Here is a 12,029-nt window from a genome sequence, read left to right as displayed (position 1 = left end):
CCCCATAACGCTGGGTGTTGGTCTACCGCACGCGGCTGGTGTGGAAATCGAGCACCGCGGCCAAGGTCTCCCAGGGGGCTTCGAGCTGGGGGTAGTGCCCGACCTTCGGCAACTCGACGACATCGGGATCCGCGATCAGCTCGCGATAGCGGCGCACCATGTGCGCACCCGATACCGGGTCGAGCAGGCCGTCGATCAGCCGGACCGGAACCTGCGTGTCGAGCAGCGCGCCCACCCAGCGCTCCCGGTTCGCCTTGCGCTCACCCATATACCGAATCAGTTTGTGCCCGTTGCTCTTGCCGTGCTTACTGCACCACAGGATCCAGTACTGATCGAGCTCGTGGATGCTCGGGCGGGTATCGGGACCGAAGACCCCGGCGAGGCTGCGACGGAAGACCCGCTCGGTGCCCAACACCCCGACCAGCGGTCCCAGCGGACTCGCCAGCAACTTCTGCGCCGGGCGCGCACGGTGGGTCTCGGGGAACAGTCCGCCGTTGAGCAGGCATACCGATTCGATCACCAGGGAATCGTCGCCGTCGGCGCGGCGCTGTGCGTCGCGGGCCAGCAACTCCTGGGCGACGGTGTCACCGTAATCGTGGGCCAGGATGTGCGTGCGGGAAATCCCCTGCTGACGCAGCAGGTTCTCGTGGATATCGGCCTGATCAGCGATCCGATAGTCGTAATTGCGGGGTTTGGCCGACCAGCCGAAGCCGATCATATCGGGGGCAATGAGCCGCGCGAACCGTTCGCGCAGACCCGGCCACACCGCATGCCAGTCCCAGGACGCGGTGGGGAAACCGTGGATACAGAGCAGATTTCCGGCACCGTCACCGGTGCTGTCCTGCCAGAAGATCTGATGGCCGCGGTGAGTGTGCCGCCGACCGCTCGCCCGCCAGGACGCAAACTCTTCCATGTCTACCTCCTTCGTGCCGACAACTATTGCGCGCGAACGCTACCGCCACAGCCATTCGGGGGAAGCGAACCACACTGTCCGTGTCACGTACCGCATGGTCTTTTCGAGCCGTGTGTTTGCTCTGCGAGAATGCCATAGTGCATGTCGCGATCGGCCTCGTTGTTCTAGTCGCGTCGGCGGCGTCGCTCGCGGCGCTCGCGCGACGGTTCGGGATATCCGAACCGCTGGTGTTGACGCTGGCCGGGGTGGTCGCCTCGTATTTGCCGCACGTTCCCGAGGTACACCCGGATCCCGAAGTCATCCTGCTGGGTTTCCTGCCGCCGCTGCTCTACACCTCGGCGATTCGCACCTCGCTGGTCGACTTCCGAGCCAATGCGCGCACCATCGCACTGCTGTCGGTGGGCCTGGTGCTGTTCAGCACGTTCGCGGTCGCGGCGGTGGTGTGGTGGCTGCTGCCGGTACCGTTCGCGGTGGCGGTGGCCTTGGGTGCAGTGGTCGCACCGACGGATGCAGTGGCCGCGACCGGGATCGCGCGGCGCATCGGCATGCCGCGCCGGATCGTCACCATCCTCGAAGACGAGTCGATGTTCAACGACGCGACCGCACTGGTGACGGTGCGCACCGCGATCGCGGCGGCCGCGGGCACGGTGTCGGTGTGGAAGGCCGGTGGTGACTTCCTGCTCGCCGCGGGCGGTGGTGCAGCGGTGGGCATCGTGGTCGCCTATCTGCTTGCGATGCTGCGCCGGCGGATCACCGATCCGGTGCTGGACACCACGCTGTCGTTCCTGGCGCCGTTCGTCGCCTATCTGCCCGCCGAGGGGATCAAGGCCTCCGGCGTGATCGCGGTGGTGACCTGCGGCATGGTCCTGGGCCACGGTGCGCCGGTATGGCAGAGCGCTGCCTCCCGGATCGCCGAACGCACCAACTGGCGCACCATCCAATTCATTCTCGAGAGCGTCGTGTTCCTGATGATCGGGCTGCAGATGCGCGCGATCATCGAGGGCGCGTGGAACAGCGACCTCGACCACACCACCCTGATCGCGGCGGCGGTGGCGGTCATGATGGCGGCGATGCTGTCGCGGCCGCTGTGGGTGTTCCCGGTCGCGCTGCTCTCGCGCAAGCTCGGATTGTCGAATGCCGATGTGCCGGTGAGTCATCCGGTGGTGGTGTCGTGGGCGGGCATGCGCGGCGTGGTCACTCTGGCCGCGGTGCTGCTGCTGCCGGCCGACACCCCGCAACTGCCGGTGCTCAAACTGCTCGCGCTCGTCGTGGTCGCGGGAACGCTACTGCTGCAAGGGACTTCGCTGCCGTGGTTGGTGCGGCGGCTACATGTGCGCGGCCCGAGTCGCGCGGAAAACGCACTGCAGAAGGCGAATCTGCTGCAGCAGGCGACCGCGGCCGGACTGGCCGAACTGGACAAGCACATCACCCCCGATACACCGCCGGGTGTCGTCGAACAATTGCGCGATCGGGTCACCTGGAAGACCAATGCGGCCTGGGAACGCCTGGGCCGCTCGGAATCGGAACTGGCGACACCGACCGCCGAATATCGGCGACTGCGGCTGGAAATGCTGCGCGCGGAACGGGAAACGGTACTGCGCGTGCGGGATTCGGGCGGCGCGGACTACGAGATCCTGCAGTACGTGCTGTCGCGGCTCGATCTCGAGGAATCGATGATCGACCGCTTCGACGAAACCGAAGAGGAACGCGTCGAACCGCTCGCCGCCCCGGCGGCGGCCGACAGCTGCGCGCATCTGGAGTCCGCGCCGTTGGTGCGTGAGCCCACCGAACCCGACGAGTGCAAGGAATGCATCGCCGAGGGGTATACCTGGGTGCATCTGCGAATGTGCCTGTCCTGCGGGCACATTGCCTGCTGCGACTCCTCGGTGGGCAATCACGCCACCAAACACTATGCCGGCACTGGCCACCCCGTCATGCGCAGCGTCGAACCCGGCGAGGCCTGGCGCTGGTGCTACATCGACGAACTCCTGGGCTGACCGCCGACGGTCGTCATTCGGCGGTCTCCGAACGCACCAACTGCCACCATTCGACTACCCTCGCCGACCGTTTCCTTCTCGCACGGTCGGCCGGTGGTCAGCGGCGGGCGTGGGAGTAGATCAACCGCGCGTACTCGGCCAGCAGCTGGTCCAGTGAAATGTCCTCCCCGCCCGCGGCGATCTGCTGGTAGCCGATCAGCATCGACATGCCGAGCGCGGTGACCACCGCGGTGGTCTCCTCATCGCGGACCACGCCTTTGATTGCCTTGTGCACGGTGCGGCGGCGCGATTCGTCGACCCGCTTGAGTGCCAGGTTCACCGATTCGTCATTGCCTGCCCAGGCGCGGATCGCGGCCTCGGCGGCGTGGTGCAGGCCCGCGGCCAGGTCGGACATGGCGCGGATGTCGTCGTCGGGATTGCCCTGGTTGAAGTTCAGCGTGCGCAGGATGATGACCTGGCGGTTCTCCCAATGCTCGAGCAGTGCGTCCACGAAGCCCTGCCAGCTGCCGAAATGGTGGTAGAACGAGCCGCTGGTGACACCGAGGCGGCGGCACAGCACGCCGATATTGAGGCCCTTGAAGCCGAGTTCGGCCAAGACCTCCAGAGCGGTGTCGAAGTACTGCTCCTTGGTGACCACTCGTGACATTCGCAGGCGCCGTTTCTGTTCGTGCGGGCAGGGTGGACCGGACAGTACCTCATCGTATGTCCGTCGCGCCGAAACGTAACGAAGTCCGCGCATAGGCATCGCCGCGCCGCGAAAGTACCCGTGACCGGGCGAAACATGCAGTGGCAGAGCGGAAGAGGGTTTGCCAGGGTGCTGCCGATTCATTACAGAGCAACTGCTCTGTTATAGTCGTGGCATGCCCCGCCCGCGGACCCATGACCCCGACATCGTGCTCGATGCCGCGGAGTCGCTGGCGGTGCGCTCGGGTCCCGCGGCGGTCACCATCCGGGCTGTCGCGGCGGCAACCGGCGTGTCCAACGGCGCGATCTATCACACCTTCGGTTCGCGCGCGGAATTGCTAGGACGCAGCTGGTTACGGGCGGCGGGGCGGTTTCTGCGGATGCAGACCGAGTCGGTCGAGGCGCACCTCGACGCGAACAAGGGCACCCCACGCGCGCTCGAGGCCGTGGTGGCCGCGGCCGAGACGCCGGTGGAGTTCGCGCGGCGATACCCGGATTCCTCGAAACTGCTGCTGACCGTCTCACGTGACGAACTGCTCGGCGACGAACTACCCGAACAGGTCGTCGCCGAACTCGCCGGAACCGATGAGGCGCTGGTGCGACTGCTCATCCGGCTGGCGCGTGCCCTATGGGGCCGCGGTGACGCCGCCGCGGTCGACGTGATCACCACCTGCGTCGTCGATCTGCCGACCGGCATCCTGCTGCGCCGCGACCGGATCACGAAACCCATTGCCCGCGAACACCTTCGCGCCGCCGTGCGCGCGGTGCTCGCGGTCGGCCCACCCGAATAACACCTGGAGCAAGGACCAACATGAGCACACTGAACTACCACGAAAAGATCGCCGTCCTCGACCTCGGCGATGACGAAAACCGCTTCGCCCCGGACTTTCTCGACGCGGTCAACGCCCACCTCGACACCGCGCTCGCCGAGGGGGCACACGGTCTGGTGACCACCGCGAGCGGCAAGTTCTACTCCAACGGCCTCGACCTGGACTGGCTGGTCGCCAACGGCGACCGCACCCAGTGGTACATCGGCCGGGTCCAGGCCCTATTCGCCCGCGTGCTCACCCTGCCCATTCCTACCGCCGCCGCGCTGCCCGGGCACGCCTTCGGCGCCGGCGCCATGCTCGCCCTCGCCCACGACTACCGGGTGATGCGCGCCGACCGTGGCTTCTTCTGTCTGCCCGAGGTCGATATCCGCATTCCGTTCACCCCGGGCATGGCCGCGCTGATCCAGTCCAAGCTGCCCCCTAAGGCCGCGATGGCCTCTATGACCACCGGTCGCCGCTTCGGCGGAATCGATGCCGCAGCACTGGATATCGTCGACGCCACCGCGGGCGAAGCTGCGGTCGCCACCGCCGCCATCGCGATGCTCGCCCCGCTCGGCGGTAAGGATCCCGCGACGCTGGGCGCGATCAAGAACACCATGTTCGGTCCGGTCGTCGCCGAGCTGACCGAATCCGGCTCGTAAGAAGGTAGGTTCGGCACACATCAATAGAGGAGCCCGACATGACCGAGGCCGCCGTCCTGCAACGACAGGGCCATATCGCGATCATCACGCTGAACCGACCCGAGGCGATGAACGCGGTGAACTCCACGCTCTCGATGGCCGTCGGTGCGGCACTCGAGGAGTTGGCGGCCGATCGGGACCTGCGGGCCGGGGTGATCACCGGGGCCGGTCGCGCGTTCTGCGCGGGCGCGGATCTCGAGGAACTGGCACGCGGCAACGGAATTCACGACCCGTAGCATCCGGAGTACGGATTCGCCGGACTGGTCCAGCATTTCATCGACAAGCCGCTCATCGCCGCGGTCAACGGATTCGCCCTCGGCGGCGGCACCGAGATCGTATTGGCCTGCGATCTCGCGGTGATGAGCGCCGATGCCGAACTCGGACTGCCCGAGGTCACCCGTGGGCTGTTCGCCGCCGCGGGCGGTGTGCTGCGGCTGCCGCGTCAGATCCCACCCAAGATCGCCCACGAGATGGTGCTGACCGGAGCGCCCATCGATGCCGCGGCGGCCGCGCACTGGGGGTTGGTCAACCGGGTCGTCCCGGCCGATCAGGTGCTGCCCACCGCGATGGAGCTCGCCGAGACGATCGCCGCCAACCCGCCGCTGTCGGTGTCCGCATCCAAGCGAATCATGCACCGCAGCAACGAATTCGGCTCCGATTGGGATGCGCCGATGTGGGAGATGAGTTTCCGGGAGGCGGGGCCGATCTTCGCGAGCAAGGACGCACTGGAAGGGCCGCGCGCGTTTGCCGAGAAGCGTGCGCCGCGGTGGCGTGGTGAGTGATGGCGGAGGTGTTCGCTGGAAGTCATCTCGGGTGGTAGGGATGCGGCGGTGCGGGCGTCGTGGTCGGACCCTCGGGTTGCGGTATGCCCCGAGGCCGCGCTATTCGGATCCGCTGGCCGGTGTGTCCGTCAGGTGCTTGTCGAAGAACGCGAAGATCCGATGCCAGGCATCGCGGGTGGCCTCGGCGTCGTAGCCGAGACCCGCGACCCGCAGGACCGGATCGATGCCGAAGACGTTGGCGAAGCCGTGCATGGTGCCCGGGTAGGTCTTGATGTCGTGCTCGACGCCGAGATCGGTCAGCACCCGATCGAGTTTGCGGCCCGTGCCGAGGAGTGAGGGGTCGAGCTGGGCGTAGCTGGCCACCACCGGGCATGCGCCCTCGAGTTGGGCGCGGTAGTCGCCGTAGAGGCCCGGATAGAACGGTGCGGCCGCGTCGAAACCCATTGGCGCGGTGAGCAATGCGAAGCCACCGCCCATGCAGAAGCCGATGACCGCGGTCTTGCCGGTGCAGTCGGGATCGGCGACCAGGCGGTCGCGGGCGGCGAGTATCTCCCGGATCGCGGGGCTGGCGCCGGTGAAGATCAGCGACCGCATCACCGCGCGGATGCAGCGCACCCGGCCATTGGCGAACAGGTTCGGTGCGATCGTGAGATAGCCGTAGTCGGCCAGCATTTCGACATTGCTCCGGATATCCGGGCCGAAGCCCACACCATCGTGGAGCACCACGACACCGGGCCACGGACCGTCCCCTGTCGGGCGGGCCAGGATCGCCTCGAGAGCGCCGTCCGGTGCGTCGAGCTCGATGGTGTTCATGCCAGCAATGTAGGCCACTGTCCCAGACGTGTACAGCAATTGCGTGGCGGGCCCTATCGCACGACGCGAATTTCGGAGTTGATCGTGAAATCCGCGGGTGTCGCGGCCCCGGTTGGTTTAACCTCTGCCGACGCGGATTCCCCGGTCAGCGTGTTGTTCGAGCGAAAGGCGACTTGTTCATGTTTCGGCTGCCGTGGCGTGCCCTCACCGTCGCGACCACCCTGGCGCTCACCATATTCGCGGCCTCGCCCCTGGTCGCGGCCGACAGCGGTGACTACGCGAAATACGATCCCGACCCGACCGGCGACGCCTACCTCGATCAGCATTTCAATACCGACGGGCTGTCCAACGGCGCGATCGTGTCGTCGCGATCGGTGCAGATTCTGCCGCCGCTGGCCGCGACCAACGACTTCGCCGCCTGGCAGGTGTGGTTCAAATCCACTGCCGCCGACGGCACTTCGATCGCCGCGATCACCACGATCATGAAACCGAAGACATGGAACGGCCGCGTCGTCAGCAATAACTACGCCATCGACAGTGTCGGGCTCCAATGCAATCCGTCCTACCAACTGACCCATGCGGTCTCCATCGAGGCGCCCGATATCACCCGCCAACTGCTCGGGCACGGTTACGCGGTGGTGATGACGGACTACCAAGGCCCCAAGATGGCCTACGCACACGGGCCCACCCAGGCACGCGAAGTGCTCGACGGAATCCGTGCCGCACTACAGTTTCCGGCGGCCGGACTGGCGGGCAGCCCCACCACGATGATCGGCTACAGCGGCGGCGCGATCGCCACCGTATGGGCGGCACAGCTGCAGCCCACATATGCCCCCGAACTGCAGATCCTCGGCGCCGCCGCAGGTGGCACACCCGCCGACCTGAGCCTGCTGCGCAAGACCATGGACGGGAAGCCGCCCGCCGCTGCGCTGTATCTGATGGCGGCGCTCGGGGTGGCCCGAGCCACGCCCGAGGCATTCGACCTGCTCAACGACATCGGGGTGCGGACCGCCCAAGAGAACAAGAACCTCTGCTCCAGCGCCGCCCTCCTCGGCGCCGCGCCGGTGGCGGTGCGCACGCTGACCAAAGTCGACCCGTACCCGACCGACGTCGTCCAGCGGATCTACCGCGAAACCAAGGCCGGCGGACTGACCCCGACGATGCCGATCTACCTGTGGCACGGCCTCTTCGACGAATGGATTCCCGTCGCCGGTGCGCAAGCACTCCAGCAACAGTGGAAAAGCGCCGGCGTGGACGTGTCACTGACCCTGCTGCCGTGCGACCACATCACCTGCGCGTTCACCCCTGGGGCAATCGATCGAATCGACAAATGGATGGGCGTCGCCTGACCGCATTCGGCCGAGGTTCGGGCCCCCGGGAGCAGATTCGACTTCGGTTGCCGTGCACGCTTTCATCGAAATCGATTCAGCTGTCGAGGAATTCGTCCGCAGTCCAGCCATTGCGAGCGGCGAACGCAGATGTGCTCGGAACTGAGTCGCCGCCTGGTCCTTCGCCGAACGGGAGGAACTTGGAGCCGGGGCGGCCACCTATTGGGAAGCTGTGCGGCGGAAGGTGATTCGGTACGTGTGCGATGCCGACCCGACGGCGGCATCGGCTCACTACGAACTCGCCCCCGCCTCGGATTCACGCCACCGATACCGATCGGGGTTGCGGCGATGAGACACCTCGTGATGGGCCCTTGTTCGGACCCGGTGTGTGGTGGCATCGGCTCGTGTGCGAGTCTCGAGGTGTCGACTCAGGGAAAGGGCTGTTCATGATGCTCGGTATGGTCCTCGGCGACTTCGGTGCTCGCGCTTCGACGTGCGACCGCTAGTCCGTCCTTACAGCCCCGGCTGACTCAGGCCGTTCTCCCGCTCCTCGTCGAAGTGCTCTCCGTGCCAATGCACGTCCGATCACGAGGAGCACCCCATGTCGACCATTCACTGGACCGAAGCAGATACCGACCACAGCGCACAGTGGCATTCCGAAAGCGCGGCGGCAGCGCCGGCGCAGGTCACCGTCGCCGATGACCGCATGCGTGCCGATACCGCCTACCGCCTGGCCTGCCAGGGGACGGCGCTGCTCTGGCGCGGCGATTTTCACAACGCCCGTCAGCTGTTGCGGGCACTGAGCCGGCGCATCGATCGCAAACCCGTACCGGCGGGTGAGGGGCCGGCCGAATCCTTTCACCTCTATCGGCGAGCTCGTGGGCAGCGGGCACGGGTGTTGGGCAGGCTGATCGTGCAGTTGGAGCCGGACCATTCGTTGGCATTGCGGCGCGCGCCCGATGTTCGGCAGGCGTGCACCGAGGCGTACGGGTCCGCGCATGAGCCGATGGTGATCGCCTTGACCGAACTACTCGGAGCGATCGGGGCGCACGAGTGGCGCGAAAACGGTGTCCTGGTACCGGCTCTGGGCGCGCGGATCCACCCGCACTACGGGGTCTTCTCTCCCGTGCGCGGCGAATACGTCGATCTGGTCGCCACGGCACCGTTACCGGTCCAGCACCGCACCGCATTCGATCTCGGAACCGGAACCGGCGTGCTGGCGGCGGTGCTGGCCTGCCGCGGCGTCGACCACATCGTCGCCACCGATATCAATCCGCGCGCACTCGACTGCGCCCGCGACAATATCGACCGCCTCGGGCTCACGACCCGCATCGATGTCCAGGGCCCAGGCCTGTATCCCGACGGCCGCGCACACGTGATCGTCTGCAACCCGCCGTGGCTCCCGGTCCGCCCGACTTCCACCGTCGAACAAGGCGTCTACGACACGAACAGTGCCATGCTGCACGCCTTCCTGGCCGACCTCCCCGCTCACCTCGAACCCGGCGGCGAGGGCTGGCTGGTCCTATCCGATCTGGCCGAACGCCTCGGCCTGCGCACCCGCACCGAACTCCGCACCGCGATCGACTCGGCAGGACTGCACATCATCGACCGGATCGACACCCGACCCCACCACTCCCGACCCCGCGACACCACAGACCCGCTGCACGCAGCCCGAGCCGCGGAAGTTACCTCGCTGTGGCGCCTGGCCCCCGGATACCGTGCAGGCACCCGGGATTCATCAAGGGCACCGGCTGATTCCGGTCGGTCCCCGGATTCATCCTCGGCCCCGCATCGCGCCGGAACCTGCCGCGACGGCGCATCATGAAGCACGTGCCCCGCGACCGGCTGCGGAACTCGGGAGCAAGATCGGTGGGATCCCATGATCGCGGCAGCCAGGGACAGTGTCGAACAACCTCATCGGCTCGCGATCTGCCCTCGACTCGGCATCGTGGCGCCACGAAGCTCCCACAACTCGGCACCCGAAGCGCACTGGCCGCATTCAGCGCCATCGTCGGCCGTCGACTTCCGAATGGGTGGCGGCCAACCCGGTGGCTCGGGTGCGACGCCGATCTTCGCCGACCGCGGAAGGCATACGGGCGAGGCGAAATCGGGTGAAAACGGCACGCGAGAGTTGGGTGGCAACTTACGGTCGGGAAGAAAATGTGGCCGTAGTGATTGTGGTGTGCGATGAGCGAACCGAATACCTCCTGTGCCGCCTTCCAGCGGGTGGCGGCGATCGATCCCGACGCGATCGCGGTGCGCTCCATCGGTGGCGGGCACGCGTTGACCTGGCGGGAGTACGCCGAGCAGGTGCGGCATATCGCGGCGGGATTGCATGCGCTCGGGATCGGGCGCGGGGATACGGTCGCGCTGATGATGGCCAATCGGGTCGAGTTCTATCCGATCGAGGTGGGCGCGCAGCACACCGGCGCGACCTCGTTCTCGGTATACAACACCCTCGCACCCGAGCAGCTGAACTATGTGTTCGGCAATGCGGGCAACCGGGTGGTGATCTGCGAGGAGCAGTACGTCGAGCGGGTCCGCACCTGCGGGGCGCAGATCGAGACCATCGTGTGCATGGATGCCGAACACGCAGGAACGATCAGTCTCGCGGAGCTGAAGGCCAAGGGCCGCAACGATTTCGACTTCGAGGCGACATGGCGTTCGGTGCGCCCGGACGATATCGCGACGCTGGTCTACACCTCCGGCACCACCGGAAATCCGAAGGGCGTCGAGATCACCCACGCCAACCTGACCGCCGAGGCGCACGCCTTCAACGCCGTACTCCCCGTGGAATTCGGCGACCGGCAGACCTCCTACCTGCCGACCGCGCATATGGCCGACCGGTTCACCGCACTGTACCTGCAGGAGTACTACGGCACCCAGATCACCGTCGTGCCGGACCGCAACCAGCTGCCCGCGGCGCTATTGGATGCGCGCCCGACGATTTGGGGTGCGGTGCCACGAGTGTGGGAGAAGTTCAAGGCCGCGGTCGAATTCTCGGTCGCCAACGAGCCCGACGAAACCACGAGGGCCGCACTGCAATGGGCGCTGGGTGTGGCCGCGCGCAAGGCCGCGGTGCTGCTGGACGGCGGAACCGTCGATGCGGAGCTGGCCGCCGAATGGGCCGAGGCCGATGAGTCGGTGCTGTCGAAGCTGCGCGCCAAACTCGGCCTGGACCAGGTGAAGTGGGCGATGTCGGGTGCCGCGCCGATCCCGCCGGAGACCCTCGGTTTCTTCTGCGGTCTCGGCGTCCCCATCTCCGAGATCTGGGGTATGTCCGAACTGACCTGTGTGGCCAGCGCCAGCCCACCCGCCGAGGCGCGCCTGGGCACCGTCGGCCGCATGCTGCCCGGTTCGGAGGCCAAAATCGCCGACGACGGCGAATTCCTGGTCCGCGGACCGCTCGTCATGCAGCGCTACCGCAAGGAGCCGGGCAAGACCGCCGATGCGGTCGACGCCGATGGCTGGCTGCACACCGGCGATATCCTCACCCGCGACGCCGACGGCTATCTACGCGTGGTCGACCGCAAGAAAGAACTCATCATCAACGCGGCCGGAAAGAATATGTCCCCGGCCAATATCGAGAACACCATCAAGGCCGCCACCCCGCTGGTCGGCTCGATCGTAACCATCGGCGACGCCCGCCCCTACAACACCGCCCTGATCGTGCTCGACGCCGAATCCGCGACACCGTATGCGACTCAACGCGGTCTGCCCGACGCCTCCGCCCCCGCCTTGGCCGCCGACCCGGGCGTCATCGCAGAAATCGCCCAGGGCATCGCCGCGGGCAACGCGAAACTCTCCCGCGTGGAACAGATCAAACGCTTCACCATCCTGCCCACCTTCTGGGAGCCCGGCGGCGACGAAATCACCCTCACCATGAAACTGCGCCGCAAGCCCATCGCGACCAAATACGCCACCGAAATCGAAACCCTCTACGCCCCAACGCTATCCGACACCACCCACGAACCAGCCGCCCCAGTCCACTCCGAGGTCTGA

Annotated in this window: 9 protein-coding genes and 1 pseudogene; 7 read left to right on the top strand and 3 right to left on the bottom strand. The window is 66.7% G+C overall.

Annotated features, from left to right (window positions below):
* Positions 1-22: 22 nt before the first annotated feature.
* Positions 23-913 (bottom strand): alpha/beta fold hydrolase, encoded by an 891-nt coding sequence (locus tag ACIBW7_RS40785; RefSeq protein ID WP_397056090.1) that lies wholly within the window; start codon positions 911-913, stop codon positions 23-25.
* Between the two features lie 137 nt (positions 914-1,050).
* On the opposite strand from ACIBW7_RS40785, the gene ACIBW7_RS40780 reads away from it, so the two are divergent.
* Positions 1,051-2,910 carry a Na+/H+ antiporter gene (locus ACIBW7_RS40780; RefSeq protein WP_397056088.1) on the top strand — a complete coding sequence of 620 codons (1,860 nt, stop codon included), beginning with the start codon at positions 1,051-1,053 and terminating at the stop codon, positions 2,908-2,910.
* Between the two features lie 97 nt (positions 2,911-3,007).
* Here the strand turns inward: ACIBW7_RS40780 and ACIBW7_RS40775 are convergent, their stop codons facing one another.
* Positions 3,008-3,556, bottom strand: a complete 549-nt coding sequence (locus ACIBW7_RS40775) for a TetR/AcrR family transcriptional regulator (RefSeq protein ID WP_397056086.1) — start codon at positions 3,554-3,556, stop codon at positions 3,008-3,010.
* Between the two features lie 214 nt (positions 3,557-3,770).
* Here ACIBW7_RS40775 and ACIBW7_RS40770 point away from each other — a divergent pair, with 214 nt between their 5' ends.
* From ACIBW7_RS40770 to ACIBW7_RS40760, 3 genes and pseudogenes are all read left to right on the top strand, one after another.
* On the top strand, positions 3,771-4,385 hold the full coding sequence (locus tag ACIBW7_RS40770) for a helix-turn-helix domain-containing protein (RefSeq protein WP_397056084.1): 615 nt from the start codon (positions 3,771-3,773) through the stop codon (positions 4,383-4,385).
* Between the two features lie 20 nt (positions 4,386-4,405).
* Positions 4,406-5,065, top strand: a complete 660-nt coding sequence (locus ACIBW7_RS40765; RefSeq protein WP_397056082.1) for an enoyl-CoA hydratase-related protein — start codon at positions 4,406-4,408, stop codon at positions 5,063-5,065.
* Between the two features lie 38 nt (positions 5,066-5,103).
* Positions 5,104-5,886, top strand: a pseudogene (locus ACIBW7_RS40760) (crotonase/enoyl-CoA hydratase family protein).
* Between the two features lie 99 nt (positions 5,887-5,985).
* Here the strand turns inward: ACIBW7_RS40760 and ACIBW7_RS40755 are convergent.
* A complete protein-coding gene (locus tag ACIBW7_RS40755; protein WP_397056080.1) occupies positions 5,986-6,699 on the bottom strand; it encodes a dienelactone hydrolase family protein in 714 nt (237 codons plus the stop codon).
* Positions 6,700-6,878: 179 nt separating this feature from the next.
* On the opposite strand from ACIBW7_RS40755, the gene ACIBW7_RS40750 reads away from it, so the two are divergent.
* From ACIBW7_RS40750 to fadD11, 3 genes are all read left to right on the top strand, one after another.
* Positions 6,879-8,048 (top strand): lipase family protein, encoded by a 1,170-nt coding sequence (locus ACIBW7_RS40750; RefSeq protein ID WP_397056078.1) that lies wholly within the window; start codon positions 6,879-6,881, stop codon positions 8,046-8,048.
* Positions 8,049-8,628: 580 nt separating this feature from the next.
* Complete coding sequence (locus ACIBW7_RS40745) at positions 8,629-9,852, top strand: methyltransferase (RefSeq protein ID WP_397056076.1); 1,224 nt, start codon at positions 8,629-8,631, stop codon at positions 9,850-9,852.
* Positions 9,853-10,214: 362 nt separating this feature from the next.
* The gene (gene fadD11 / locus ACIBW7_RS40740) at positions 10,215-12,029 is read left to right on the top strand and encodes a fatty acid--CoA ligase FadD11 (protein ID WP_397056074.1); all 1,815 of its coding nucleotides are present in this window, start codon (positions 10,215-10,217) and stop codon (positions 12,027-12,029) included.

The sequence above is a fragment of the Nocardia sp. NPDC049526 genome (genome assembly GCF_044465765.1).
GTDB lineage: Bacteria > Actinomycetota > Actinomycetes > Mycobacteriales > Mycobacteriaceae > Nocardia.
This window is presented reverse-complemented; position numbering and strand designations above follow the sequence as displayed.